The 25614-nt window shown below is 58.7% G+C and carries 24 protein-coding genes and 1 pseudogene; 19 read left to right on the top strand and 6 right to left on the bottom strand.

Annotation, left to right across the window (positions count from 1 at the left end):
* Positions 1 to 5: 5 nt before the first annotated feature.
* Positions 6 to 1010 (bottom strand): alpha/beta fold hydrolase, encoded by a 1005-nt coding sequence (locus J9788_RS03940; RefSeq protein WP_182264511.1) that lies wholly within the window; start codon positions 1008 to 1010, stop codon positions 6 to 8.
* Positions 1011 to 1242: 232 nt separating this feature from the next.
* On the opposite strand from J9788_RS03940, the gene J9788_RS03945 reads away from it, so the two are divergent.
* From J9788_RS03945 to J9788_RS03970, 6 genes and pseudogenes are all read left to right on the top strand, one after another.
* Entirely contained in the window at positions 1243 to 1674 is a 432-nt protein-coding gene (locus J9788_RS03945) for a DcrB-related protein (protein WP_044031290.1), read from the top strand.
* Positions 1675 to 1705: 31 nt separating this feature from the next.
* Positions 1706 to 5968 carry an EndoU domain-containing protein gene (locus J9788_RS03950; RefSeq protein ID WP_182264510.1) on the top strand — a complete coding sequence of 1421 codons (4263 nt, stop codon included), beginning with the start codon at positions 1706 to 1708 and terminating at the stop codon, positions 5966 to 5968.
* 11 nt (positions 5969 to 5979) lie between these two features.
* Positions 5980 to 6303 carry a hypothetical protein gene (locus J9788_RS03955; protein WP_182264509.1) on the top strand — a complete coding sequence of 108 codons (324 nt, stop codon included), beginning with the start codon at positions 5980 to 5982 and terminating at the stop codon, positions 6301 to 6303.
* Positions 6304 to 6437: 134 nt separating this feature from the next.
* A pseudogene (locus tag J9788_RS25200) lies at positions 6438 to 7399 on the top strand (RHS repeat domain-containing protein); the annotation flags it as partial.
* Between the two features lie 3 nt (positions 7400 to 7402).
* Entirely contained in the window at positions 7403 to 7756 is a 354-nt protein-coding gene (locus J9788_RS03965; protein ID WP_182264508.1) for a hypothetical protein, read from the top strand.
* Between the two features lie 375 nt (positions 7757 to 8131).
* Positions 8132 to 8464, top strand: a complete 333-nt coding sequence (locus J9788_RS03970) for a barstar family protein (protein ID WP_182264507.1) — start codon at positions 8132 to 8134, stop codon at positions 8462 to 8464.
* Between the two features lie 485 nt (positions 8465 to 8949).
* Here the strand turns inward: J9788_RS03970 and J9788_RS03975 are convergent, their stop codons facing one another.
* The gene (locus J9788_RS03975; protein WP_182264506.1) at positions 8950 to 9846 is read right to left on the bottom strand and encodes a PhzF family phenazine biosynthesis protein; all 897 of its coding nucleotides are present in this window, start codon (positions 9844 to 9846) and stop codon (positions 8950 to 8952) included.
* Positions 9847 to 9900: 54 nt separating this feature from the next.
* Positions 9901 to 10818: a DMT family transporter gene (locus J9788_RS03980; RefSeq protein ID WP_182264505.1), complete on the bottom strand. Its 918-nt coding sequence runs from the start codon at positions 10816 to 10818 to the stop codon at positions 9901 to 9903.
* Positions 10819 to 10995: 177 nt separating this feature from the next.
* Here J9788_RS03980 and J9788_RS03985 point away from each other — a divergent pair, with 177 nt between their 5' ends.
* The 4 genes from J9788_RS03985 (at position 10996) to J9788_RS04000 (ending at position 13582) form a co-directional block, all read left to right on the top strand.
* Positions 10996 to 11865, top strand: coding sequence for a helix-turn-helix domain-containing protein (locus J9788_RS03985; protein WP_182264504.1), 870 nt, complete (start codon positions 10996 to 10998; stop codon positions 11863 to 11865).
* 18 nt (positions 11866 to 11883) lie between these two features.
* Positions 11884 to 12318, top strand: a complete 435-nt coding sequence (locus J9788_RS03990; RefSeq protein WP_182264503.1) for a glyoxalase — start codon at positions 11884 to 11886, stop codon at positions 12316 to 12318.
* A gap of 310 nt (positions 12319 to 12628) precedes the next feature.
* On the top strand, positions 12629 to 13081 hold the full coding sequence (locus J9788_RS03995; RefSeq protein ID WP_182264502.1) for a MoaF N-terminal domain-containing protein: 453 nt from the start codon (positions 12629 to 12631) through the stop codon (positions 13079 to 13081).
* 9 nt (positions 13082 to 13090) lie between these two features.
* Positions 13091 to 13582, top strand: coding sequence for a nuclear transport factor 2 family protein (locus J9788_RS04000; RefSeq protein ID WP_033643018.1), 492 nt, complete (start codon positions 13091 to 13093; stop codon positions 13580 to 13582).
* Between the two features lie 172 nt (positions 13583 to 13754).
* Here J9788_RS04000 and J9788_RS04005 read toward each other — a convergent pair whose 3' ends face one another.
* Positions 13755 to 14954, bottom strand: coding sequence for a multidrug efflux MFS transporter (locus tag J9788_RS04005; RefSeq protein WP_094142508.1), 1200 nt, complete (start codon positions 14952 to 14954; stop codon positions 13755 to 13757).
* A gap of 256 nt (positions 14955 to 15210) precedes the next feature.
* On the opposite strand from J9788_RS04005, the gene J9788_RS04010 reads away from it, so the two are divergent.
* From J9788_RS04010 to J9788_RS04020, 3 genes are all read left to right on the top strand, one after another.
* The gene (locus J9788_RS04010; protein WP_182264501.1) at positions 15211 to 15783 is read left to right on the top strand and encodes an isochorismatase family cysteine hydrolase; all 573 of its coding nucleotides are present in this window, start codon (positions 15211 to 15213) and stop codon (positions 15781 to 15783) included.
* A complete protein-coding gene (locus J9788_RS04015) occupies positions 15780 to 16796 on the top strand; it encodes an FUSC family protein (RefSeq protein ID WP_182264500.1) in 1017 nt (338 codons plus the stop codon). The genes J9788_RS04010 and J9788_RS04015 overlap by 4 nt, the downstream gene beginning before the upstream one ends.
* 92 nt (positions 16797 to 16888) lie before the next feature.
* Positions 16889 to 17335, top strand: coding sequence for a MarR family winged helix-turn-helix transcriptional regulator (locus J9788_RS04020; RefSeq protein WP_046898400.1), 447 nt, complete (start codon positions 16889 to 16891; stop codon positions 17333 to 17335).
* A 37-nt stretch (positions 17336 to 17372) separates the two neighbouring features.
* On the opposite strand, the gene J9788_RS04025 is transcribed toward J9788_RS04020, so the two are convergent.
* Positions 17373 to 17654, bottom strand: a complete 282-nt coding sequence (locus J9788_RS04025; protein ID WP_046898399.1) for a YjcB family protein — start codon at positions 17652 to 17654, stop codon at positions 17373 to 17375.
* Positions 17655 to 17949: 295 nt separating this feature from the next.
* Here J9788_RS04025 and mrdA point away from each other — a divergent pair, with 295 nt between their 5' ends.
* The 3 genes from mrdA to J9788_RS04040 all read left to right on the top strand — a co-directional run bounded on the left by mrdA (position 17950) and on the right by J9788_RS04040 (position 23660).
* Positions 17950 to 19875, top strand: a complete 1926-nt coding sequence (gene mrdA / locus J9788_RS04030) for a penicillin-binding protein 2 (protein ID WP_046898398.1) — start codon at positions 17950 to 17952, stop codon at positions 19873 to 19875.
* Between the two features lie 107 nt (positions 19876 to 19982).
* Positions 19983 to 21701 (top strand): penicillin-binding transpeptidase domain-containing protein, encoded by a 1719-nt coding sequence (locus tag J9788_RS04035; protein ID WP_046898397.1) that lies wholly within the window; start codon positions 19983 to 19985, stop codon positions 21699 to 21701.
* 333 nt (positions 21702 to 22034) lie between these two features.
* Positions 22035 to 23660 carry a methyl-accepting chemotaxis protein gene (locus J9788_RS04040; RefSeq protein ID WP_046898396.1) on the top strand — a complete coding sequence of 542 codons (1626 nt, stop codon included), beginning with the start codon at positions 22035 to 22037 and terminating at the stop codon, positions 23658 to 23660.
* 155 nt (positions 23661 to 23815) lie between these two features.
* Here J9788_RS04040 and osmB read toward each other — a convergent pair whose 3' ends face one another.
* A complete protein-coding gene (osmB, locus tag J9788_RS04045; RefSeq protein WP_004940700.1) occupies positions 23816 to 24028 on the bottom strand; it encodes an osmotically-inducible lipoprotein OsmB in 213 nt (70 codons plus the stop codon).
* 231 nt (positions 24029 to 24259) lie between these two features.
* Between osmB and J9788_RS04050 the strand changes: the two genes are divergently transcribed.
* The 3 genes from J9788_RS04050 to J9788_RS04060 all read left to right on the top strand — a co-directional run bounded on the left by J9788_RS04050 (position 24260) and on the right by J9788_RS04060 (position 25585).
* Positions 24260 to 24655 carry a DUF427 domain-containing protein gene (locus J9788_RS04050; RefSeq protein WP_182264499.1) on the top strand — a complete coding sequence of 132 codons (396 nt, stop codon included), beginning with the start codon at positions 24260 to 24262 and terminating at the stop codon, positions 24653 to 24655.
* Positions 24656 to 24786: 131 nt separating this feature from the next.
* Positions 24787 to 25257, top strand: coding sequence for an Rrf2 family transcriptional regulator (locus J9788_RS04055; RefSeq protein WP_046898394.1), 471 nt, complete (start codon positions 24787 to 24789; stop codon positions 25255 to 25257).
* 193 nt (positions 25258 to 25450) lie between these two features.
* Positions 25451 to 25585, top strand: a complete 135-nt coding sequence (locus J9788_RS04060) for an AcrZ family multidrug efflux pump-associated protein (protein WP_033643027.1) — start codon at positions 25451 to 25453, stop codon at positions 25583 to 25585.
* The last annotated feature ends 29 nt before the right edge of the window (positions 25586 to 25614 follow it).

The following is a 25614-nucleotide window of genomic DNA, read 5'->3' on the forward strand; positions in this document are numbered from 1 at the left end:
GCCGCTCAGGGTTGCAGCGCCTTGAGCAGCGCCTGATGGAAACGCTCCGGCTCCTCCATCTGCGGGGCATGGCCGAGCCCGGCGAACTCGATCAGCGTGGCGTGCGGGATCAGTTTCGCCGCCTGTTTGCCTAACACGTCATAATGCCCGATCGCGGCCTTGACCGCCGGCGGGGCGATATCGCTGCCAATGGTGGTGGTGTCGGCGGTGCCGATCATCAGCGTGGTGGGCGTTTGCAGATCCTTGAACTCGTAATACACCGGCTGGGTGAAGATCATGTCGTAGATCAGCGCCGAGTTCCACGCCACCAGTCTGTGGCCCGGCCCGTTGTTCAGCCCGGCCAGCATATCCACCCAGCGATCGTATTCCGGCTTCCAGCGGCCGCCGTAGTAGGTGCGCTGCTCATAGTTGCGGATGCCCTCGGCGGTGGTGTTCAGCTCGCGCTCGAACCACCGATCGACGCTGCGCCACGGCACGCCTTTCGCCTTCCAGTCCTCCAGCCCGATCGGGTTGACCATCACCAGCCGTTCCACCGCCTGCGGGTACATCAGGCTGTAACGCGTGGCCAGCATGCCGCCGGTAGAGTGGCCGATGACGATGGCCTTGCTGATTTTAAGATTCTGCAGCAGCCCGTGGGTATTCTGTGCCAGTTGCTGAAAGCTGTACTGGTAATGCGCCGGCTTGGTGGAGGAGCAAAAGCCGATCTGATCCGGCGCGATGATGCGGTAACCGGCCTTGCTCAGCGCCTTGATGGTGTCCTGCCAGGTGGCGGCGCAGAAGTTTTTACCGTGCAGCAGCAGCACGGTGCGGCCGTTGGCGGCGCCTTCCGGCGGCACGTCCATATAGCCCATTTTTAACGGCTGCCCCTGCGAGGTGAAGCTGAACTGTTGCAACGGGTAGGGGTAGTGAAAGCCCTGCAGCTCCGGGCCGAATTTCGGCGTTTCGGCGGCGCCGGCGGTGAACGCGGCCAGCGTGGCGCACAGCAGCGTGCTACGGGTTAATCTCAGCATCCTGATCTCCTGAAAAGGGCGATAGCCGAGTATAGCCACAATCGGCGCGTCGGCGCGCCAGTGGTTTCAGATAATTCTGTAATATTACGGTTTGATTCTCGGCAAGATTCCGACAACGGTCTTTTTCACAGTGAACGGGGTCACGCCGTGCAACATTCGCCGTATCTGATGGTTTTATTTCAAGGCTAAGTTATGCGATGCTTAAGCATTATTTATGCAAAAGGATCCTCGCATGTCCGCTTTATCCCGCTGCGCTTTCAGCGAAGGCAGCGTCGCTTTGCCGGAAGGCTATGCCGATCGCACCGTCAACGTGCTGTTGGCCGGCGATGATGTTTCCCCCTCAGTCAATATTTCCCGCGATGCGCTGCAGCCGGCGGAGAACCTGGAAAGCTACGTCACCCGCCAGCTTGATGCGCTGGCGCAGGGGCTGAAAGGTTGGGCGTTCAAAAGCCGCGAACCGGCGACGCTGGGCGATGGGCTGGCCGCCGGTGAGTGGGTACGCGCCAGCTACCTGCGCGACGGCAAACGCATCTGGCAGAACCAGGCGGTGTTTGCGCTGGCGGAAGGCCGGGTGCTGGTGTTCACCCTGGCGATGGCGCGCAAGCTGACGCCGCAAGACGACGCGCTGCTGCAGCAGGTGCTGAGCAGCTACCGGGCGGCATAACGATGAACTCTTTGCGTAAAAGGACCTTACGATGACCGAAGCGGCCCGCGTCGGCGATACCATCGGGCACTCCCATGCCCTGGCCGGCATGATTGCCGGCACGATTGTCGGCGGCCTGATCGCCGCCGCAGGCGCATTGGCAGCGGGGGCGCTGTTCGTCGCCGGCCTGGCGGCTTCCTGTATCGGCGTCGGCGTGTTGCTCATCGGCGCCAGCCTGGCGGTGGGGTATCTCACCGGGGAGGCGGCCACCGCGGCGCGTGACGGCATTGCCGACGCCGGTGCCGGTAGCCTGACCCCCAAAGGCAATATCGTCACCGGCTCTCCCAACGTCTTCATCAACGGTAAACCCGCCGCGCTCGCCACCAACAGCCAGGTAGCCTGCAGCGACGACGGCCCGAGCATGCAGATGGCGCAGGGCTCCGACAAGGTCAGTATCAACGGCCAGCCCGCCTCGCGCGTGGGGGACAAAACCAACTGCGACGCGCAGGTGATGGAAGGTTCGCCCAACGTGTTTATCGGCGGCGGCACCGTCACCACCTTGCCAATCAAGCCCGAAGTGCCGGATTGGCTGTATAAGGTCTCCGATCTGACGCTGCTGTTCGCCGGCCTGGTGGGCGGCGTGGGCGGCGCCGCCGGCAAGCTGGGGGCGCTCGGCAAACTGCTGGGCAAACTGCCCGGCATCAACAAACTGGCGCGCATCGCCTGCCGCGCCGGCACCCTGATGACCGCCACCGCCGCGGTCGGCATTATCGCCCGGCCGGTGGATATCGTCAGCGGCCAGAAATTCCTCGACGGCGAAGACGATCTCGATTTCGTGCTGCCTTCGCGCCTGCCGGTCGCCTGGCAGCGCTATTGGCGCAGCGGCAACCCCGGCGACGGCGTACTGGGCCGCGGCTGGAACCTGTTTTGGGAGAGCAGCCTGCAGCCGTATCAGGACGGCCTGGTGTGGCGTGCGCCTTCCGGCGACTTCGTCGCTTTCCCTATGGTGCCGCGCGGCCACAAAGCCTACTGCGAAGCCGAAAAATGCTGGCTGATGCACAACGACGACGGCAGCTGGCAGCTGTTTGACGTCGGCGAACAGATTTTCCACTATCCGCCGCTGGCGGGCGATCGGCCGAGCCGGCTCAGCATGATCACCGACGCCATCGGCAACGCCACCTCGCTGTTTTACGACGACGAGGGGCTGCTGAGCGAACTGGTGGACAGCGCCGGGCAGCGCCTGATGTGCCGCTATGCGCAGGGCCGCCTGCGCGAAGTGGCGCTGCAAACCGCCGAAGGCGAACGGACGCTGGCGCGCTACGGTTACGATGAGCAGGGCCAACTGACGACGGTGAGCAACCGCGCCGGTGAGGTGACGCGCCGCTTTGGCTGGCGCGACGGCCTGATGATCAGCCACCAGGACGCCGCCGGGCTGCTGAACGAATACCAATGGCAAGAGATCGACGGCGTGCCGCGCGTGACGGCCTACCGCAACAGCGCCGGAGAATCCCTTGAGTTCGGCTATGACTTCGCCGGCGGGCGCCGCAGCGCGGTGCGCGGCGACGGCAAACGGGCGGAGTGGCGGCTGGATGACGACGACAACGTGGCGCAGTACACCGATTTCGACCAGCGCCGCTACGGCTTTATCTACCAACGTGGCGAGCTGTGCAGCGTGCTGCTGCCCGGCGGCGCGCAGCGCCAGAGCGAATGGGATCCTTACGGCCGCCTGCTGTCGGAGACCGATCCGCTCGGCCGCGTGACGCGCTATCAATATTCGCGCAACAGCGGCCGGCTGTTCGCCGTCGCATACCCGGACGGCAGCAGCGAAGCGCAGCACTGGGACACGCTGGGGCGCCCGACGCGCTATGTCGATGCGCTGGGCAATGCCACGCTGTACCGCTATCCGGATGACGAAGAGAGCCTGCCGGCCGGCGTGATCGACGCGCTGGGCGGGGAAGTGAAGCTGGAGTGGGACGCCCGCGGCCAGCTGACGCGCTACACCGACTGTTCCGGCAGCGTCACGGCTTATACCTACGATGCGCTGGGGCAACTGACGGCGCAAACCGATGCCGAAGGCCACCAGACGCGCTACCTGTGGGATAACGGTGGCCGCCTGCATACCTTGATCCACCCGGACGGCGGCGAAGAGCGTTTTAACTGGAACGCGCACGGCCAGCTGGCCGAACATCAGGACGCGCTGGGCAGCCTGACCCGCTGGCAGTACAACGCCCTGGGGCTGCCGGTCAGCATCACCGATCGCATCAACCGCACCCGGCGCTATCACTACAGCCCGCAGGGCTGGCTGACGCGGCTGGAGAACGGCAACGGCGGCGAATACCGCTTCAGCTACGATGCGGTGGGCCGCGTGCTGACCGAAGAGCGCCCGGACGACACCCGCCACTATTATCGCTACGGCGCGGCCGGGCTGCTGGAGGAGCACCGCGAGGTCGGCCTGCCGGGCAGCGCAGGCGAGCTGACGCAGCGCGAACAGCGCTTCCGCTTCGACGAGGCCGGGCAACTGGTCTGGCGCGGCAACGCCAGCGCGGAATGGCATTACCGTTTCGACGCCATGGGGCGGCTGCGCGAGCTGAACCGCCTGCCGACGGCGAGCGGCGCGGCGCTGGGCATCGAGCCGGACAGCGTGCAGATGCGCTATGACGCCGCCGGGCGGCTGCTCGGCGAACAGGGCGTGAACGGCGAGCTGCAATACCAGTGGGATGCGCTGGCCAACCTGCAGGCGCTGACGCTGCCGCAGGGCGATCGCCTGCAGTGGCTGTATTACGGCTCCGGCCACGCCAGCGCCATCAAATTCAACCAGCAGGTGGTGAGCGAATTCACCCGCGATCGCCTGCACCGGGAAACCAGCCGCAGCCAGGGCGCGCTGCAGCAGCAGCGGCGTTACGATGCCCTGGGCCGCCGTAGCTGGCAGAGCAGCGCCTTCGGCCACGATAAACTGACCCGGCCGGAAGACGGCGTGCTGTGGCGCGCCTATCGCTACACCGGCCGCGGCGAGCTGGCCGGGGTGAGCGACGCGCTGCGCGGTGAAGTGCACTACGGTTACGACGCCGAAGGCCGCCTGCTGCAACACCGCGAACCCAATCAGGGCAAACCGGGCGCGCGGCTGGTGTACGATCTGGCGGATAACCTGCTGGGCGAACGCAGCCCGCAGAGCGACATCGACGCGCACCTGCCGCTGGCGCCGATCGCCGACAACCGCCTGACGCACTGGCAAAAACTGTTTTACCGTTACGACGCCTGGGGCAACCTGATCAGCCGGCGCAACGGCCTGTACGAACAGCACTACCGCTACGACGCCGACAACCGGCTGGTGCAGGCGCATGGCCGCGGCCCGCAGGGTGAGTTCGACGCGCAGTACCATTACGACGCGCTGGGCCGCCGCAGCCGCAAGGCGGTGCGCTACAAGGGCAAAACCGAACAGACGACCCGTTTCCTGTGGCAGGGATACCGGTTGCTGCAGGAGCAGCGCGACGACGGCAGCCGCCGCAGCTGGAGCTACGATCCGGCCAGCCCGTGGAGCCCGCTGGCGGCGCTGGAGCAGGCGGGCGACAGCCGCTCGGCGGATATTTACTGGTACCACACCGATCTGAACAGCGCGCCGCTGGAAGTGACCGACGCAGCGGGCAACCTGTGCTGGTCCGGGCAATACGACACCTTCGGCAAGCTGCAGGGCCAGACGGTAGCCGGCGCGGCGAAGCGGCAGGGCGCGCAATATCAGCAACCGCTGCGCTACGCCGGGCAATATCAGGACGACGAAAGCGGCCTGCACTACAACCTGTTCCGCTACTACGAACCCGAGGTGGGGCGTTTCACCACGCAGGATCCGATAGGGCTGGAAGGTGGGTTGAATTTATATGCTTATGTCATGAACCCACTGACGTGGGTTGATCCTTTGGGATTAGCTGGGTGTCAGAGTGTAAACGCTAAACATATTTTTCATGGTGAGATTAACCGCCGAGGTCGTGCTGTTGGTTTCCATCATGAAGGAAGCATTGGGCATCTAGGAAAAGCTAGAGTAACTCAAGTCACGACACCACCAAACGCTCATGGCGTATATAAAGGTAAAGTGGAAATATTCGATTCTACTAGTGGGCAATGGGTACAAAAAGGGCCAGAATCTACATTTTTCCCAACATCATGGAACAGGCAGAAAGTAATGTCCGAAGTCCGTGGGGCATATAATAATGGCTCGGTCATGCCAAATGGAAAATGGGAAGGTATATCTCCGAGTGGCGTGAAAATTGGTGGCTATTTGGATTCTGGTGGGAATATTAATACAGCTTTCCCAATAATGTAATGGAGGTGGGGATGAGATTTTTTATTGGTGATGACGGTTATCCATCTATAGAAGCCAATGGTGATTTTAGGATACTGATTGACTTTTTAAAGGATGATATCCAAAGAAGTATCTATGGTGTCAATGAGTTTATTGAGGCCTGTAAGCTTGTAAGATCTGGGGCTCTGCCATTTTGGGAGGGGACGGGGAACTCTCATACTATAACTATTAAACCTAACGGTGTGGAGATTTTTAATGAGTACACCGAGGAGTCTATGATTGTTTCGAGTATAGATGAGTTTGAGGGGTATCTTGAGAAATGGAAGCATCTAATTTCAAATAAAAGTGGCTTGTGAGAATGAGAGAGGTAAATAATATACTTTAACGCTAAAAAATTAGGTTCAGCGAGGCGTTCTTTAGAAATAAGAATGAACTGGTTTATATAAGTCTGCAAAACGACATCCTCGCGCACCTGCCACCGGTGCCGATCGCCGACAACTGGCAGGTGCAGGCGCACTTCCGCGGCCCGCAGGGCGAATTCGAGGCGCAGTACCATTATGACGCGCTGGGCCGCTGCAGGAGCAGCGCGACGACGGCAGCCGCCGCAGCTGGAGCTACGATCCGGCCAGCCCGTGGAGCCCGCTGGCGGCGCTGGAGCAGGCGGGCGACAGCCGCTCGGCGGATATTTACTGGTATCACACCGATCTGAACAGCGCGCCGCTGGAAGTGACCGACGCAGCGGGCAACCTGTGCTGGTCCGGGCAATACGACACCTTCGGCAAGCTGCAGGGCCAGACGGTGGCCGGCGCGGCGAAGCGGCAGGGCGCGCAATATCAGCAGCCGCTGCGCTACGCCGGGCAATATCAGGACGACGAAAGCGGCCTGCACTACAACCTATTCCGCTACTACGAACCCGAGGTGGGGCGTTTCACCACGCAGGATCCGATAGGGCTGCGCGGCGGGTTGAACCTGTATCAGTATGCGCCGAACCCGCTGATGTGGGTGGATCCGTTGGGGTTATCTGTAGAAGGAGTTCCACATGGCTTTAATAGTTTCGGCCAATTTAAACAGTTCGGTGAAGCATTACAGGCAGGAATGAGTAAATTAGGATATCCCGGCACAGTTTCATATATGCAAGGAAGCTCCGTATCGGGGGTAAGTTTCTCTACAGGTCAACCATTTGATGTTGGCCGTGTTAGTGATTTTGACGTTGCTATTTCACATCCTGAGCTATATCAAAAAGCAGAGCAGCTGGGAATAGGAAAAGGAGGGCGCAATGGACCAATTGATATGGGTAGTGAAATGGCTAAGAAATTAGGTATTGATGATACATTGCAAAAATTATCCAAAATGTCAGGAGGTAGACCTGTGAACGCAATGGTCTTTGAGTCTGCTGCTGAAGTTAAGGCTAAAGGAAAGGGAACTAGAATACCTGGTAAATGTGGTGGATAAATTATGAAAAAATTATATTTTTTAAAATATGGTAGTATTATATCAAAAAAAGAAGCGAGCAAATTACTGGACGATAAATGGGATATAACTTGTTCGGAGTATGACAGCTCCTATTTTGGAGTTTACTTTGCATATACTGGCCTTTATGCGGACAAGTTAACCATTACTGATAATTATATTCCTCACTCTAATGAGTGGTTAGAGGAAGATAACAAAGAGTTTAGCACGATAATTAAGGTGTCTTTCACTAATGGGAAGAATCCAGAAAAACTCAGCAGGTACAAATTCTTGAAGAATGCGTTTAATCAATTTGATGGATTATCGATCATAAGTGATGAGTGCATCGAAGAAGAGTGACCGACAAGCTGCGAAAGGATCCTTTCTTTGGGGCTCTTTAGTGTGCAGTATTAAATATGAGATATAAGATCAAAGCTTGAAAAGGAGATATTAGGTTCTTTAAAAATAAAAAAGGAAGAGTAAAAACATTAGATTGTTAGTTGCATCAAAGGCCCCCTGCTGCAACACCGCGAACCCAATCAGGGTAAACCGGGCGCGCGGCTGGTGTACGATCTGGCGGATAACCTGCTGGGCGAGCGCAGACCAACCTGATCAGCCGATGCAACGGCCTGTACGAACAGTACTACCGCTTGTTGTTGATAAAGCGACAGGGAAAGCTTACTACAGTCATGATCATTACGATTCCTTTATAGAAATAGATCTCTCAGGGTGGAAATGATGAAGTTTAAACGAGTAGTTGTTGATTTTTCAGAAATAAATACGGATGATGAATTTCATGATGAAATGAATAGGATTTTTGGTTTTCCAGATTTTTATAGGAATAACTTCAACGCTTTTGTTGACTGTTTAAATAGCCTTAGATTTCCTGATGATGGAATGACTAGCATACACTTAGATAAGGATGAGTATTTGCTGGTGAAAATCAATGGAATAAATTCTCTGCCTGACGATATTAGATATAATTTTTTATTGGCGGTAGAGGCTATCAATAAAGGGGCTATATCGTTTGGTGACGAAGCATTGATTTTATTACTTTTGGTTAAATGAAAAATGTACTAAAAGGTGCTCGACTCTCAATTAATTGGGCGCTTTTTTAATAATTTAAATAGAGCATTTTTTAGAGATTGGTTGGCATGTCAGACCATTACGATGCTCTGTTTAGCCGCAACCGCACACTGATTTTTTCGGGCTTTCATTGGAAGCAATGAATTCACTAAATCAAGGTTTTTTGTGCTGAGTGTTGTCTATCGGTGGCTAATGAGCAACCATTTTATAATGGTCTGCTTTCAGATAACATCTAATTTATATGAAAAAATTAAAGTGTGAATAGATAATCTTCAGCTCTTTAAAAATAAAGAATCATAGAAAATTAATATTCAAAGTATTTATTGTAGAGCATGCAGCCTGCTGCAACACCGCGAACCCAATCAAGGTAAACCGGGCGCGCGGCTGTGGCGGATAACCTGCTGGGCGAGCGCAGCCCGCAGAGTGACATCGACGCGCACCTGCCGCTGGCGCCGATCGCCGACAAACTAAATACCCAATGTGCCATTAATCAGGGTGCGGCACTGCCCGCCGATCCAGGGCTCGCCGTCAATAAAGCACACGCTCACGCGGCCATCTCGCTTCAGTTGGGTGCCCTGGCGCACCAGGTAGCCCTGCGCGGTTCGGTCGCCGTCGGGGAAGCGGTTGGCCTTCAGCAAGCGCGCCAGGCAGGCGTTGGCGCTGCCCGTTACCGGATCTTCGATCAAGGCGCCGCATTCCACCATAAATGCGCGCATTTCGTAATCTGCCGGTTCGGCCGCAGAACAGGCGCCATAAATCACTACGCCATCCACATCACAGGCGGTTTGCAACTGTTCGATCATAGCCTGATCCGGCATCACCGCCAGGCAAGATTGCGCATCCGGCAGGCGTATCATCAGCCAGCGGATGCCCATGTCGACAATAACCGGCAGGGTATCGGCTTCAATCACCGCCGGCTGTAAAGCGGCCATCAGCCGTTCTGTTTCCTCAACCGCCATCGCGCGAAAACTGACTTCGGGCGCGGCGAACGCCAATGCGCCTTCCGGCAGGATATTGATCGCCACCAGGCCGACGCCGCATTCCTGCATCACCGTTCCGGGGCGTTTAGGCGCCAATCCGGCTTCCAGCAGGGCGTGTGCGGTGCCCAGCGTCGGGTGGCCGGCGAAGGGCAGCTCTTTTTCGGTAGTGAAGATGCGCACCTTATAATCCGCCGCCGGGTGCGTCGGTTTAAGCACAAAGGTGGTTTCCGAAAGGTTGGTCCAACGGGCCAATGCCAGCATCTGCGCGTCGTTCAGCCCTTCGGCTTCCAGCACCACCGCCACGGGATTGCCGAGCAGCGGCGTGGCGGTGAAAACGTCCACCTGTTTGTAGGCGCGGGGTGTCACATCATCGCTTCTGAGCATTGGCCATCATCCGTTATCAACAAAACCTGATGATAACGATATTCGCCAATGGCTTCAAAGGGTTGAATTTTGTTTTGGCATACCTGCCCGTCGCCACCTCAGCCCCGGCTTGGCGAACATCACCAGGTTGCCCAGCAGAATCAGGCACAGCCCCAGCACGGCGTTGAAGTGCCACTGGTAGCCTTCGTAGATCGTCGAGATGGTCAGCGCCACCAGCGGGAACAGCAGAGTGCTGTAAGCCGCCGCGCCGGCGCCGATGCGGCCGAGCAGGCTGAAGTAGGCGGCGAAGGCGATCACCGACCCGAAGACAGCCAGGTACAGCAGGGAGCCGATATAGCGGCTGCTGAATTCGATCTGGAACGATGCGCCCTGCGCCAGGGCGATCAGCGCCATCAGCATTGCACCGTAAGTCATGGCGTAGGTGTTGGTGGAAAAGATATCCAGCCCGCGGCGTTGATGACGCGCGCTGATCATATTGCCCAGCGAGAAGCCGTAGGTGCCGAGCGCGCTCAGACCGATGCCTTTGAGCAGCTCCGGCGCCAGGCGGGTGGCGGCCAGATCTTGCCAGAACAGCGCCACGATGCCGGTCAACCCCAGCAGCGCCGCCGGCAGCAGGTTGGGGCTGGGGCGCTGGCGGAAAAACAGCAGGCTGTTGAGGGCATTGAACAGCACCGCCATCGAGAAGATCACTGATTCCAGCCCGCTGCTGATATAGGCCGCCGCGTGGTAAAAGCAGAAGAAGTTGAAGCCGAACACGCAGCAGCCCTGTAGCACGCAGAACAGATGATCGCGCGGGGCGATGCGGCGCAGGCGGCGCGTTAGCAACAGCACGGCGAACATCACCGCGGCGGAAATGGCGAAGCGGTAAGCTATCGAGACAGGAATGGCCACCGGGCCTTCCTGTTGCAGGGTGATCGCAATCCAGGTGGTGCCCCAAATCAGCACCACGGCGAGGTACAACAGCGCATTCATTCTATTCACTCCGAAAAAGCCGATGGCGCAGTATCCGCTTTGGCGTGCGGCGGCGCTTGCAGCGCCTTGCGCCCAGTTGCATATTCTTGCGCTTTTTTGCCAAAAGCGCGGGGCGGCCGCTGGCATGCCGAGGCGCCACTCTTTACACTGTCGGCATGTCGAACAACGGGGCCGGCGATGTCCAACTATCAGGCGTTTGAAACACTGCGTGAGCATAAAGCGCGGTTGCACGGCAGCGTGCTGCTGGGCACCGGCGTGGAGCTGGCGGCCTGGTCCAACTGCAACGATCGCGTCACGCAGGAAAGCGCCGACCACCATACCCTGAGCCTGTACGTCGCCGACGGCTATGAGTGTTACCAGCAGGTGCCGGGCGGCTGGCGCAACGGCGGCGGGCCGGATCGGTTCTGCATCATGCCGCGCCAGTATGCATCTACCTGGGATGTGCGCAGCGATCTGTCGTTCGTGCATCTGTACTGCACCGACGGGCATTTGCGTCGGCTGGCGGAGCAAACCTGGGATCGCAGCCCGGCGGCGATCAACGTGGAGCCGCGCAGCTTCGGCGAAGATCCGCAAATTACGCTGCTGTATCGCCAGTTTTTGCTTAACTGCGACTGGCGGGACAGCGCCAATCTGCTGGCGCTCAGCAGCGCGTCGAATCTGCTGATGTCGCACCTGATCCAACGCTACAGCCAGCTGCAGTGGACGCTGCCGACGGCGCGCGGCGGCCTGGCCCCCGCGGTAGCCAGGCGGGTGCGGGAATATATCGCAAGCCATCTCGATCGGCCGCTGCTGCTGGCCGATCTGGCGGCGCAGGCCGGGTTGAGCGAGTACCACTTCGCCCGCATGTTCAAACATTCGACCGGCCTGGCGCCGCATCAGTTCGTGATGCGCGCGCGGCTGCAACGGGCGGAACAGCTGTTGCGGCACAGCCAGCAGCCGATCACCGAGATCGCGCTGGCGTGCGGCTTCAGCTCCGCCAGCCATTTCAGCAACCGCTTCAAGGCGGCCTATGGATTTGCTCCGCTGCAGGTGCGGCAGGGGCGCTAACCGGAAGGGAGTGCAAGCATGGATCAACAATTTGCGGGCCTGGGCGTGTTGTTCGTCGCCGGATTCGGGCCGATCACGCGTGAGAGCGACGCGAGCAAGGCGTTTTATGTCGAGGCGCTGGGGCTGCCGCTCAAGCCGATGCCGGGCAACGAGAGCTATCTGCTGGCCGAGCAGGGCGCGCTGGACGGGGTGAAACACTTCGCCCTGTGGCCGCTGGCGCAGGCGGCGCAGTCCTGTTTTGGCGACGATCGCTGGCCGGCGGATCTCGCGGTGCCGCAGGCGTGGATCGAATTTGACGTGGCCGACATGGCGATAGCCACCCAAGGGCTAATCGATCGCGGTTATCGGCTGCTGGTCGCCAACCGTGAAGAGCCGTGGGGGCAAAGCGTTACCCGGTTGCTCAGCCCGGAAGGATTGCTGGTTGGCGTCACCTATACGCCCTGGCTGCGTTAAACGCCGCGCCGTTCGCCGCCGTTTCCCTGCGGCGGGCGGCTTAAGAACAAATTCGCATTAGCTTAAAGCTATCTGCGCTATAGACCTACCGAATCCCCGAGCTATCTCTCATCCTGAAAACAGTAATCCCGTTCATTGCGTAAAAACCAAGGGTCAGAACGCGCTATTGCCACGCCATTTCACGGCGATTTTTCACCCTCTTTTGGCGTCGTCAGGTGCCTGATGGGAATAGAGATTATTCTTATATTTCCGCTAATCGTTAAGAAATAATAATGATTCTCGTTTTCAACCACGGAAAGGAGAAGGAACGATGAAAACAGTGAAGCGAACGGGCGTCGCGCTGGCGATAGCCCTGACTTTCCCCCTGGCATTGCCTGCCGCTAAGGCGGCGCAAACCTCCCTGACAAACAGTAAGGCGGCGACGATGACGGAAAAGCACGGGCAGTTTATTGCGGTTGGTAAAGTGGTGCAGGTGACCTTTGGCGATTTCGCCTTCAAGCTGGATTTTACCGATGACAAGACCATGACCTTCACCGGCATCGGCGAGGCGTCGCAGGGCATCACCGATACCGTGCAGTACACCGCGGTGGAAATTCGGCCGAAGGTCTACATGGTCTACTGGCATGAGCCACAGTCCGGCGACAACGTGACGCATATCGAGGACTTCGAGCGCGGCGAGGTGTACACCAACATCGCCGCCAAGGACGGCAGCTTCACCCATCTGAAAGGGCAGCTGAAAATTGTAGGTCACTCAGGAAACTAAGGAGCAGTTATGAAAAAGGCATTGATCACCTGTGCGATCGTCGGCGGCCTGCTGGCGAGTTACCCGGCGCTGTCAACGGATCAGGCGGCGTCTTACAAATCGGCCGGCAAGGGCGGTTATCATCATGCTCAGCAAAAGCTGAAGGTGGTGGAAGATCTGTACGCGGGCTTCTTCAACCGCCATGACATCGGCGTGGCGCGGAAGCTGATTGTGGAAAACTACAAGCAGCATAACCCGTTCGTCGGCGACGGCATCAAGCCGTTCCTCGATTTCTTCAGCCAGACCTTCAAAGACAACCCGCAGTACAGCGCTAAAATATACCGCAGCGCGGTCAACGGCGATCTGGTCTACGTTCACGTCAAATATCAAAATAACCCGCAGGATCGCGGCACCGCCAGCGTGGATATTTATCGGGTGAACGATCAGGGGAAAATCACCGAGCATTGGGACGTCAATCAGGATGTGCCGGAAAAATCGGCCAACGACAACACCATGTTCTGATGCAAAAGGGCCGCTGCGGCGGCCCTCTACACGCCTGCAACACTTTATTTACTTACATAAATACCAAACGTTCATCGCGTCGAGTAGGCTACGGCCGCCTTTGGCAGTGGCGGCACGGTTGATGGGCGTCATTGTCCCGCCACTGCTTGAGGCGCTTCCCTCGCATTCCCCGCTATCCCGCGCGTTTAGGCTGCACTTTTTTGAACTGATGGCGCAGCTGCAGCGCATTGAACAGCACCAATACCGCCGTCACGGCGAACACCCAACGGAACCCCATCATCGCCGAAATGCCCGAACCCAGCAGCGGGCCGACCACGTTGCCCAGATACATAAATGACTGGTTATAGCCGAAGATGCGCCCGGTCACCTGATCGGAGGAATACTTCAGCAGCAGCGCCTGCACCGCCGGCATCAGCGCGCCATCGGCGAAGCCCAGCAGAAAACGCAGAATGCCCAGCTGCAGCGGCGTATTCACCCAGGCCATCACGGCGAACAGGCCGGTGGTGAACAGCAGCGCGGCGATCAGAATGCGCGCGGTGCCGATGCGATCGCCGAGCCGCCCGAGGCGCGGCGCGGAGATCAGCGCCGCGATGCCGGGCACGGCGGCGATCATGCCGCTGACGAAGGCGATATTGCTGACGTTGCCCGACAGTTCGCGAATGAACAGCGTCAGGATCGGGCTGATGGAGGAGTTGGCCAGCTGAATCATCAGGGTGCAAACGAACAGCGTGACGATCAGCGCCGGATAGGGCAGCGACCGGAATACCGCCTTGCCGCTCAGCTGATCCGCTTTTTTCACCGTGATGCGCCGCTCTTTAATCAGGAACAGCGTCACCAGGAAGCTGACGAACATCAGCCCGGCGGTGACGAAAAACACCACCCGCAGCCCCAGATGGTCGGCCATCAGCCCGCCCAGCAGCGGCCCGGCGATCACGCCGGAGATCTGCCCGGTCGAGAGCGTGCCCAGCGCCCAGCCGCTTTTATCGCGCGGCGCCTGCGAGGCGACCAGCGCCATGGCGTTGGGAATATAGCCGGACGTCAGCCCCATCAGGGCGCGCAGCGCGAACAGCTGCCACACGTTGGTGGCCAGCCCCTGCAGCGCGATGACGATCGCCATGCCCAGCGAAGCGCGCAGCAGCATCAGCTTACGGCCCTTACGGTCGGCCAGGCTGCCCCACAGCGGCGACACCACCGCCGAGACCAAAAAGGTGCCGCTGAATACCAGCCCGGACCACAGGCTGAGGGATTGAGGATCGCTGACGCCGAGTTGTTCGACGTACAGCGGCAGAAAAGGGAGGATTTGGCTCATCGCCAGCCCGGTGAAGAAACACCCGAGCCAGACCGAGATCAGATTGACTTTCCACGCTTCCATCGACTTGTCGTACCACTTTGAATTTGGAGGGATTTGTTAAGCAAGATAATAATAACACCGCGAACTGGCTGGTGCGGGGTGAAATGCGTGAGAAAACGTAAAGCCCGTCGGCGGCGTTGTTATATTTTGCTATAAATTAATAGCTATATTAACATAGGTATTTATTTTAAGCTACTCCACCAAGCCGCTCAACAATCCGGCGGCACCACTCTCTCTCTATCCATTTCGCCGTGTCGGCGGCAAGGAGACGCTTTCTATGAATACCGCACTGATCGCTCTGGACTACATCGTGGATATCTCCCATCCGGAAGGAAAAATTGCGCGCTCGGCACAGCAGGTTATTGAGCGCGATGCCATCGCGCGGGCAAATAGCGCGTTGTCTCTCGCGCAGCGCAAGGCTTGGCTGCGCATATTGGTTAAAGTCGGTTTCGCGGCCGGTTATGTCGATCAACCAAAATGCTCGCGGATGTTTGGGCAGGCACATCAATTTGGCGCTATTGCACTGGGCCAGCCGGGCACGGATTTTCACCCTGATTTAGCGTCTGACTTGGGAGAGTTAACCATCGTAAAACCGCGCGTCAGCGCGTTTTATGGCACCAATCTGGATGCGACGCTGCGCGCCCGCCGCATTGAACGGTTGGTGATCTGTGGGGTCAGCAGCACCTGGGCGGTACAGGCGACGGCGCGCGACGCGCACGATCGAGATTATCAGGTGCTGATACTGGAAGAGGCTTGCGCGGCGGCCACGGCGGAAGAGCACCGGATCTCGATGGAAACGCTTGCCACTATTGCCGATATCGTCACGCTGGAACAGTTGAGCGCATTATGAAGCCGCTGCGTGAAGAAATCGCCTGGCGTCAGCTGCGACGGGGAGCATGGGTGTTGGCGCCGTTGCTGGCCCTGAGCCTGGCGACAGGCAATGCCAACTGGCTGAAGGCTTCGGTGGTCACCATATCGTTGTTTGTCGTTTGCGAGCGCCTTGAACTGGCGCCGCTCGGCGTGGCGCTGCATGCGGCGGCATTGCTGCTGCTCTTTATGGCGCTGCTGTGCGCCATGCACTCGCCGGTGATCTTCGTTTTGGCGTGCGTGTTGGCGGCGGCGGCGGCGGTTGGGATCTCCGCGTTCGGCGGCAAGCTGCGATCCCTGGGGAATTTTATTTTTATTCCGGCTCTTTATCTGGCGTGTGAAACCGCTGAAGGTGGCGCCGGCGCGCCATTAGCCCAACGCGGCTGGGCGCTGCTCCCTTTTCTGGGGGCAGCCGCCTTGCCAGTGTTGATGCTTGCACTGGCAGAGCACCGGCGGCTAGCGCGGCTGTCGACGAGTGACAGCCTGCATCATTATCTCCAGCTGCGCCGCAGCGATGAGCTTGGCGCCCGCGTGGCCTGCGGCGAGGCTTTGCTCGCCGTAAGTTGTGCCGTGGCACTGTCGGCCGCGATCGTTGAGTGGCAACACATTGATTACGGGCAATGGGTGATCTGGTCGGCCGTCAGCGTGATCAGCGGCGATATGGCCGGTACGTGCAACAAACTCCGCCAGCGTGCGTCAGGGGCATTGCTGGGGGTGCCCGTCGGTATTTTGCTGGGCAGCCTCATGCCGCATGGCAATGTGGGTTATGAACTGCTGAGCGTGGTGACGATGCTCACCTTGGTGTCTTTTCATCGTTATACCTTGGGGTTTGGTGCCCGTTGCGCCTGCATCGCCTGCGCGTTGGTGATTGCCGGAAAAGCGCCGTCGATCGCCGCAGAAAGGGTGGTCAATGTGTTGCTGGGCGGTGGCGTCGGTCTGCTGTTCGCTTTGGTGGTGCACGCGGTGTTGCCGCTCAACGCCGGCACCCGCCAATAGCGAGCTGGCATATTTCGTCCGCCAATTTCGGTTGACCGTTCCCGGTCTCGGTGTGAAAGTACGGACAAATCTATCGTTATCTATTGATGCCAATGAAAAAAGATCATCCTGAAGACGTGACGCTGCTGCGTACGCAGTTAATGTCGCTGGTGCGCCGCCTGCGGCGCGAATCGCGCAGCGACGAAAAATCCTGGGCCCAGCTGATGCTGCTGGGAGCTATCGATCGCCACGGCGGCGAGGCGACGCCGTCGTTGCTGGCGGAGTCGGAGCGTATGCGCTCCTCAAATCTGGCGGCCGCGTTGCGCGAGCTGGAAGCCGATGGGCTGCTGGTGCGCACGCCGGATGCCGAAGACAAACGCCGGGTGCGGGTGCGGCTGACCCCCGCCGGGCTGGGTTTGCTGCAGCAAAGCCGCACCCGGCGCGAGGCGTGGTTGCTGGCGGCGATGGAAAGCTGTTTAACGGAGCAAGAACAGGCGCAACTGATCGAAGCGGGGGCGTTGATGGCGCGGCTGGCGGCGGCGCCTTCTGCGGAAGACTGATTGCAGGGGCGGCCTGAGTTGCCCCCCTGCGGCGCGATTACGGCATCGGCCAATCGACCGGCATGGTGCTGACCACGTCCACGTAGCGATCCCAGGCCGATGACCAGAATTGGGCGAAGGCTTCGAGGGTGAAGTGAATGCCCATCAGGCCCATCACGAACCAGCAGGCGGTAAACAGGCCCAGGCTGCTGAACATGAACGCCATGCCATTGCGGCTGGTTTTACGGCAAACGACGTTTAACTGGCTGGCGAAGAACATCATCACGGCGCTCAGCAACTCCCAGCGCATCATGATTAAACCGGTGGCAATGGTACTCATCGAACTCGATCCTATGTAACAAAAAGCCGCATCCGGCAGGGCGCCGACAGGAAAATGCGGAGGAGAATAACGGTAATAGTGTGATATGGATCACATTGTAGCATTGAGAGGAACGGCGGCTCAATGGGGCGCGCGGTGAAAAAATCGCCGTCGGTAACATTCCAATATGCTGAAACAGTTATGCCATTTCATTAGCAACCTTTTCATGGGGCGTCGCGCCCGATAACGCTATGCTTGCCGGCTTTTCAGTTCCCTGATTTTGCGGGAAATGTGACGCAAAAGGTATCGGCTCCGCATGGCCCTGTTAAAAGAAAAAATTCGCGACCACTCCGCGGAAGAGATGCTGTTTATCCGTCGGGCGGCCGTGGCGCTGGCGCTGGTGGTGGTCTGTTTCGGCGCGCTGGTCGTCAACCTCTACCGGCTGCAAATTCGCCAGCACGGCTTTTACCAGACGCGCTCCAACCAGAATGACATCAAGATGTTGCCGATCGCCCCGAGCCGCGGGCTGATCTTCGATCGCAACGGCATTCCGCTGGTGCGAAACGTGACACTGTATCGCATCGAGATCACGCCCAGCAAAATCACCGACATGGCGTCGCTGCTGCAGGCGTTGACGCCGATCGTCGATCTGACGCCGGAAGATATCAGCGCGTTTCGCGACGACATGCACCACAACAGCCGCTACAAGCCGATAACGCTGAAAGCCGGGCTGAACGACACCGAGGTGGCGCGCTTCGCCGTCAATCAATACCGTTTCGACGGGGTGACTATCGATACCTATCAGCAGCGTGAATATCCTTACGGCGCGCAGCTGGCGCACGTGCTGGGTTACGTGTCGAAGATCAACGACAGCGATCTCAAGCGCCTGGACAAGGCCGGGTTGAGCGAGAACTATGCCGCCGATCGCAACATCGGCAAACAGGGCATCGAGGCCTATTACGAGTCCGAGCTGCACGGCACCACCGGCTATCAGGAGGTGGAGGTGGATAACCACGGGCGCGTGATCCGCTTGCTGAAGGAGCAGCCGCCGCAGGCCGGCAAAAACATCTATCTGACGCTGGATCTGCCGCTGCAGCAGTACATCGAATCGGTGCTGAAGGGGCAACGCGCCGCGGTGGTGGTGGAAGATCCGCACGACGGCGGCATTCTGGCGATGGTCTCCAGCCCCAGTTACGATCCCAATCCCTTCGTCAAAGGCATCGGCTATCAGGCCTATAAGGCGCTGCTCCGCAACCCGGATTTGCCGCTGATCAACCGCGTCACCCAGGGCTTGTACCCGCCGGCGTCGACGGTGAAGCCCTACATGGCGGTTTCGGCGCTGTTTGCCGGGGTGATCACGCCCACCACCACCTTTTTCGGCGCGCCGACCTGGACGCTGCCCGGCACCGAACGCCGCTACCGCGACTGGCTGAAAACCGGTCACGGCATGCTCAACGTCACCAAAGCGATCGAGGAGTCCGCCGACACCTTCTTTTATCAGGTGGCCTATGAGATGGGTATCGATCGCATTCACCACTGGCTGAGCCAGTTCGGTTACGGCCAGTCGACCGGCATCGATCTGAACGAAGAGTACCGCGGCGTGCTGCCAAGCCGCGACTGGAAGCTGAAGGTGCACAAAAAAGTCTGGTATCAGGGGGATACGGTATCGGTAGGCATCGGCCAGGGATATTGGGTGGCGACGCCTATTCAGATGGTGAAAGCGCTGACTACGCTGATCAACAACGGTAAGGTGAAAACGCCGCACCTGCTGTATTCGCTGCAGCAGGGCAACCGGGTCACGCGTTATCAGCCGCCGACGCAGGCGCTGCAGATTGGCGATCCCCGTTCGCCTTACTGGGGCATTGTGCGCAACGGCATGTATGGCATGGCCAACCTGCCGAACGGCACCGGATACAAGCTGTTCCATACCGCGCCGTACCAGATTGCCGCTAAATCCGGCACCTCACAGGTATTCAGCCTGAAGCAAAACCAGACTTACAACGCCAAAATGATCCCGGTGCGGCTGCGCGATCACATCTTTTATACGCTGTTCGCTCCCTACAAAAACCCCCGGGTGGCGATGGCGCTGATCCTTGAAAACGGCGGCGGCGACGGCGTGGTGGCGGGGCCGACCGCGCGCGCGATCCTCGACCACATTTTCGATCCGGCCAACGCGCCGCAGCCCGGCGACGCGGCGCAAACTAAACCGCAGTTAAACGACAGTGCGGATGTGCAACGGTGATGCGGTTTGTTTTTACTTTCTTACAAACTGCAATCTCCTGACCATTTCCGGCAAGGTAGACTGAAATAACACGATAAACCGAATAAAAACGCAGGGTTAACACAACAGTGGCGCCATCGACCAAAAAGAGCGGTAAAACCTATTCCACAGTTCGTTTCGGCTGGATTTGCGCCGGCATGCTGGTCTGTTTTTTTCTGTTGGCGTTCAGGGTCGGTTACCTGCAACTGCTGGAACACCAGCAGTTGGCGAACCAGGCTGACCAGCGCTCGATCCGCACCCAGGTGGTGCCGACCAACCGCGCCATGATCACCGATCGCAACAATGAGGCGCTGGCGGTCAGCGTGTCGTCGAAAGACATCGTGCTGGATCCGAAGCATATTCTCGATACCCAGACCGATACCGGCAACGAACGCTGGCAGAGCATGGCCAACGTGCTGAAGATCCCGCTGGCGGACGTGCAGCATCTGATCCAGAGCAACGCGCACAAACGCTTTGTCTACCTGGCGCGCAAGGTGGAGGACGACAACGCCGCTTATATCAGCAAGCTGCACCTGACCGGCGTCAGCACCGAGCAGGATTTCAGCCGCTTCTATCCGATGGGCCAGGACGCGGCCGGACTGATCGGCATCGTCGGCCAGGACAATCAGGGGCTGGAGGGCATCGAGCTGGGCTTTAACCCGTTGCTGCAGGGTAAAAACGGCCTGCGGGTCTACCAGAAGGACGGCAGCGGCGCGGTTATCGGCGTGATTAAAAGCGTGGATCCGGTGCCGCCGCCGAATGTGACGCTCAGCATCGACAAATTTATCCAGTACGTGCTCTATGCGCAGATCCGCGACGGCGTGGTGGCTAACCAGGCCGACTCCGGCTGCGCGGTGCTGGTGAAAATCGACACCGGCGAAATCCTCGGCATGGCCAGCTACCCGTCGTTCAACCCGAACAACTATGGCAGCACGCCGGCGAAAGATATCCGCAATGTGTGCAGCAGCGACAGCTTCGAACCGGGTTCGACGGTGAAACCGGTCGTGGTGATGGTGGGGCTGGAACATAAGCTGATCCGGCCGGATACCGTGTTGGATACCACGCCGTATCGGGTGAACGGTCACCTGATCAAGGACGTCGGCCACTGGTCGAAGCTGACCATCACCGGCGTGCTGCAAAAATCGAGCGACATCGCGGTATCGCACATTGCGCTGGCGCTGCCGGCCACGGTGCTGCCGGCGGTCTACCGCAGCTTTGGCCTGGGGCGGCCGACCGAGCTTGGCATCGGCAACGAGAGCAGCGGCTACCTGCCGCAGCATCGCGAGCGCTGGGCCGATATCGAACGCGCTACGTTTTCCTTCGGCTATGGGCTGCGCGTGACGCCGCTGCAAATGGCGCGCGAGTATGCCGCGATCGGTTCCTTCGGCATTTATCGGCCGCTGTCGATCACCAAGGTGACGCCGCCGGTGATGGGGCAACGTATTCTGCCGGCCGATACCGTGAAAACCGTGGTGCATATGATGGAGAGCGACGCCTTGCCGGGCGGCAGCGGGGTGAACGCCGCGGTGCCCGGCTACCGTCTGGCGATCAAAACCGGTACCGCCGAGAAAATGGGCCCCAGCGGCAAATACGACGGCGGCTATATCAACTATACCGCCGGCGTGGCGCCGGCCAGCGATCCGCAGGTGGCGCTGGTGGTGATGGTCAACAACCCGAAAGCCGGCAAGCACTTCGGCGGCTCGGTAGCCGGACCGGTGTTCGGCAAGATCATGGCCCAGGTGCTGGAGCACATGAATATCCTGCCGGATGCCCAGCCGCTCAATGTGGTGTCGTCGGTTAAAGGGTGAGGATTTAAGCGGGAAGTGAGTGGGTCAGAAAATGTCTGACCCACGCTTCAATACCACGAGTTTAACCTACGGCAGTATTTATTATGGATATGCCTTGAAGTATTGATTGATATTCGACTTGAATGAATTTCTCTGTTTCTAAAATAATATTTCTTATTTGGCGATTCGCAGAGAAGCTTATTTTCTCACCAAGACAATTCCCTCTTTCGTTCAAGCCTTAACATGATTTCAACGCATTCCTAACCCGGCAACACCCACCTATGGGCGGCTGTAATCGTCGTGTCATCAATGCTCGTTAGACTCGCGGCATCCTGGTATTACCGACTAAAAATCATGAATATAAAACTGACACTTGGCCGCAGGGTAAAACCTGCGACGGCGCTGCCGCGCGCGTTTGGCTTCGGCAAAAGCATGGGGTTATTAAGCGGCGTAATTTGCGTTATCGCGCTATTTTCTCTGCTGCAATTGTTTTCCACCGTATTTATTTCCAATATTCTGCGCGACGCCAAGATTAACCTGGTGACGGGCGACGCCTTGCATCGCCAGCAGGCGGCGATGGATCGCGCCAGGCTGTCGCTGCTGACGGCCAGCGATACCCTGAACCGTGCGGGCATTTACTATCTGCAGGATAAAGCCACCGGCTCCGACGGCAGCTGGCACAGCCTGCTGGATGAATCGCTGGCGGCGTTGCAGGCTTCAGAGCAGGCCTTCGCTCGGTTTGAGCGCCTGAGCGCGACCATGCCCGAGGCCGCTGACGCCCTGAAAGGCAGTTATCGTCTGTTCTATGACGGTCTGAAGGAGCAGGCGCAAGGGCTGCAACGCAGCGACAGCATCGATGCGTTTTTCGCCGTGCCGATCCAGGCTTTTCAGGCGGATTTCAACGAGAAGTATCTCGCTTATCAGGCGCTGAACGAACGACGCGGCGATGACGTCAACGTGCGGCAATTGGCGGCGCTGGAGCAGGCCAAAACCTATGCGCTCGGCGCGCTCGCGGCGTTGGCGCTGATCGCCGTGGGCGTGTGGTTCGGCGTTGCTCGTTGGGTGATCGCACCGTTGCAAGGGGCGATCGCCCATCTCAACGTGCTGGCCGCCGGCGATCTTTCGCGGCCGTTGCCGCCTGAACGGGCGGTTAACCGCGAAATGCGCCAGTTGCAAACCAGCATTGGCCACATGCAAAACGGCCTGCAGCGGCTGGTGAGTGAGGTGCGCGATGCGGCGAGCGGGATCCTGAACGGCGTCGGGCGGCTGGCGGACGGCAATCGACAGTTGACGGCGCAGTCGGCGAAGCAGGACGGCGAATTGCAGTTGGCGACCGAGCACGTGCAGCAGTTGGCGGCGCGGGTGGAAGAAAACGGCCAATACGCGCAGCTGGCCAATCAACGCACCGAACAGGCTCGACAGTGCGCCGGCGCCGGTGAAAAGATGATGCAAACCGTCAACGTCTCGATGCAAGGGATCGTCAACCAATCGGCCGAGATGCGCGGCATTGTGGCGCTGATCGACAGCGTGGCGTTTCAGACCAATATTCTGGCGCTGAATGCGGCGATCGAGGCCGCGCACGCCGGCGTTCACGGCCGCGGTTTCGCCATTGTCGCTAAAGAAGTGGGCCTGCTGGCGCAGAAGAGCAGCCAGTCTACGCGCGATATTCAGCAGCTGATCAACCGCTCGTTGCAGCAAATCGATCAGGGGTCGCAAGCGGTGGATCTGCTGGCGGGCAATTTGCGTCAAATTATCGATCTGGTGAACACGTTTAGCGCGCTGATGGGGGAGATCTCGCTGGCGTCGCTCAATCAGGGGGAGAGCATTCAGGACGTGACGGCGCGCATCGCCGGGCTGAATCAGGTGGCGCGGCAAACCGGCGCCGTGGTGAACGCGGTGACCGAGGCTTCGCAGTTGCTGCAGGGCGAATCGGAACGATTGGAAAAAGCGATGGCACGTTTCAGGCTGCCGGCGCAATAAATAACCCTGGCGCAGGTTAATGAATAATAAAGCCGCGCTTAACGTTATTTATTTAGGTTCGCTCCCTGAGGAATTTCAGCGGAGTAAATAAAAACAGGCCGGCGCGCATGGATTAAAAAAACGCCGGCCTGCGAAGGTTATTTTGGGCGGGAGAATTAACGGCTGGTCTGGTGGCCGATGATGCCGCCCAGCGCTGCGCCGCCGAGGGTGCCCAGCGTGCTGCCGTCGGTCAATACCGCGCCGCCCACGGCGCCGACGCCCGCACCGATCGCCGTGTTGCGATCGCGATTGGACATATGCCCACATGCGGTAACGGAAAGCGTCGCCATCACCACCACCAACACACCCGCGGCACGTTTAATATTCATAATGAGTTCCTGGTAAATTGGCTAATTAATGGATTAAAAATAATCCGATTAACTCGCCGGTAGAAGTTGGGATGAATGTATTCCTCCGAAAGAAAATCGAACAGGTAAAAATTCTTAATTTTGGCGCGGTGAAAAGCGATCGCTCGCCGAATGTGCGGCCGTCGGCAAAACCGTTCGGCTATACTGGGAAGACGCCTCATGAGGGGCGGGGCGCACACGCTGGAGGCCGCCATGTCCGAGCTCGTTTCCGCATCCGGCAAACCGGTGAAAATTCCCGGCCCGGACCATCCGATTACGCTGACCCGCCATCCGACGCGGGTCGTGGTGCGCGGCGCCGGCCAAATCCTGGCCGACAGCCGTCATGTGCTCATCTTGCAGGAAGCCAACTATCCGCCGGTGTTTTACTTTCCGCGTGAGGATGTGAATATGGCGCTGTTGCAGAAAAACGAGCACGTGAGCTACTGCCCTTATAAGGGCGACTGCAGTTATTTCTCTCTCACGCTGAACGGCCCACAGGGAGACAATGTGGCCTGGAGCTATGAAATGCCTTACAACGCCGTGGTGGCGATCAAGGATCATCTGGCATTTTATCCCGACAAAGTCACGGCGATCCGTACCGAAGCCTGAGGAGCCGCCGCCTTCGGGCGGGGGCAGGTTGACATTCCACTTATCCCTACTCATTATGTGTATTACCGGAAATTGATACGCTTTCCTTATGTTTTAATCCGACATAAGCGAAACTCTGAGCAGGTGCCAAGGTGTCTACCTCTACGCGATTTGCCGTTGCCATCCATATTCTGACCAACATCACGCTGTGTCGCGGCCAGACGGTGCGTTCCGAAGATATCGCCCGCAGCGTCAACACCAATCCGACGGTAGTGCGACGCATCCTCGGGGCGTTGGCGGAGGCGGGGCTGACCTATTCGCAGATGGGGCAAGGCGGCGGGGCGCTGTTAGCGCGGCCGGCGGAAGCGATTTCTCTGCTGGACGTGTATCGCGCGGTGGAGGAGCAACCTTATTTCACGCTGCACCGCACCCGGCCTAACGAGGCGTGCTATATCGGCCACGCTATTACCCCGGTGCTGGAGCAAGAGTTTGCGCGTGTCGGTCACGCGCTGGAAGCCAGCCTGGCGCAGACCAGCATCGCCGAAATGGCCGGGCAGGTCGAGCTGCGCGCCGGCTATCCCTTCGTCCCTTGTTCACCGCAATATCAAGCAGATACGCAATAAAAAATCACGCCAAACCCCGTTCCGCACAGAGCATTTTTTGCATTGCGTTAATGTAATTGTGTAAGTTACATTAGCTCGCATCAAGTGTGATGTAGCTCACGTTTTAGACTGCCTCCCCACGATAATCGACCGTTTGGCCGGAAACCTTTTCTTCCGGCGCAGATTCGCTGTGCTTATAAACCAGGAGAGAACGATGTTAGAAATGATTGAAAGCTTGGCCACCGTGGTGGTCCTGGTGCCGGTAATGGTGGCCGTCTTGCTCGGCGCGATTTACGGCCTGGGTGAAGTGTTCAACGTCTTTTCCGCTATCGGCCGCAAAAACGGCTGAATCAGCGCGCCAGGGGGCGATTGTTGCCC

Source organism: Serratia sp. X10 (assembly GCF_017811775.1).
GTDB lineage: Bacteria > Pseudomonadota > Gammaproteobacteria > Enterobacterales > Enterobacteriaceae > Serratia > Serratia ureilytica.

What these genes read in the sequence shown, in the direction of transcription:
- J9788_RS04025 (WP_046898399.1), bottom strand. Translation starts at nt 17,654, where the DNA reads ATGAGTACCATTGCCACCGGTTTAATCATGATGCGCTGGGAGTTGCTG.
- J9788_RS04010 (WP_182264501.1), top strand. Translation starts at nt 15,211, where the DNA reads ATGAATACCGCACTGATCGCTCTGGACTACATCGTGGATATCTCCCAT.
- J9788_RS04050 (WP_182264499.1), top strand. Translation starts at nt 24,260, where the DNA reads ATGTCCGAGCTCGTTTCCGCATCCGGCAAACCGGTGAAAATTCCCGGC.
- J9788_RS03950 (WP_182264510.1), top strand. Translation starts at nt 1,706, where the DNA reads ATGACCGAAGCGGCCCGCGTCGGCGATACCATCGGGCACTCCCATGCC.
- J9788_RS03975 (WP_182264506.1), bottom strand. Translation starts at nt 9,846, where the DNA reads ATGCTCAGAAGCGATGATGTGACACCCCGCGCCTACAAACAGGTGGAC.
- J9788_RS03995 (WP_182264502.1), top strand. Translation starts at nt 12,629, where the DNA reads ATGAAAACAGTGAAGCGAACGGGCGTCGCGCTGGCGATAGCCCTGACT.
- J9788_RS03940 (WP_182264511.1), bottom strand. Translation starts at nt 1,010, where the DNA reads ATGCTGAGATTAACCCGTAGCACGCTGCTGTGCGCCACGCTGGCCGCG.
- J9788_RS03985 (WP_182264504.1), top strand. Translation starts at nt 10,996, where the DNA reads ATGTCCAACTATCAGGCGTTTGAAACACTGCGTGAGCATAAAGCGCGG.
- J9788_RS03970 (WP_182264507.1), top strand. Translation starts at nt 8,132, where the DNA reads ATGATGAAGTTTAAACGAGTAGTTGTTGATTTTTCAGAAATAAATACG.
- J9788_RS03965 (WP_182264508.1), top strand. Translation starts at nt 7,403, where the DNA reads ATGAAAAAATTATATTTTTTAAAATATGGTAGTATTATATCAAAAAAA.
- J9788_RS04015 (WP_182264500.1), top strand. Translation starts at nt 15,780, where the DNA reads ATGAAGCCGCTGCGTGAAGAAATCGCCTGGCGTCAGCTGCGACGGGGA.
- osmB (WP_004940700.1), bottom strand. Translation starts at nt 24,028, where the DNA reads ATGAATATTAAACGTGCCGCGGGTGTGTTGGTGGTGGTGATGGCGACG.
- J9788_RS04000 (WP_033643018.1), top strand. Translation starts at nt 13,091, where the DNA reads ATGAAAAAGGCATTGATCACCTGTGCGATCGTCGGCGGCCTGCTGGCG.
- J9788_RS04040 (WP_046898396.1), top strand. Translation starts at nt 22,035, where the DNA reads ATGAATATAAAACTGACACTTGGCCGCAGGGTAAAACCTGCGACGGCG.
- J9788_RS04005 (WP_094142508.1), bottom strand. Translation starts at nt 14,954, where the DNA reads ATGGAAGCGTGGAAAGTCAATCTGATCTCGGTCTGGCTCGGGTGTTTC.
- J9788_RS03945 (WP_044031290.1), top strand. Translation starts at nt 1,243, where the DNA reads ATGTCCGCTTTATCCCGCTGCGCTTTCAGCGAAGGCAGCGTCGCTTTG.
- J9788_RS04060 (WP_033643027.1), top strand. Translation starts at nt 25,451, where the DNA reads ATGTTAGAAATGATTGAAAGCTTGGCCACCGTGGTGGTCCTGGTGCCG.
- J9788_RS04020 (WP_046898400.1), top strand. Translation starts at nt 16,889, where the DNA reads ATGAAAAAAGATCATCCTGAAGACGTGACGCTGCTGCGTACGCAGTTA.
- J9788_RS03990 (WP_182264503.1), top strand. Translation starts at nt 11,884, where the DNA reads ATGGATCAACAATTTGCGGGCCTGGGCGTGTTGTTCGTCGCCGGATTC.
- mrdA (WP_046898398.1), top strand. Translation starts at nt 17,950, where the DNA reads ATGGCCCTGTTAAAAGAAAAAATTCGCGACCACTCCGCGGAAGAGATG.
- J9788_RS03955 (WP_182264509.1), top strand. Translation starts at nt 5,980, where the DNA reads ATGAGATTTTTTATTGGTGATGACGGTTATCCATCTATAGAAGCCAAT.
- J9788_RS03980 (WP_182264505.1), bottom strand. Translation starts at nt 10,818, where the DNA reads ATGAATGCGCTGTTGTACCTCGCCGTGGTGCTGATTTGGGGCACCACC.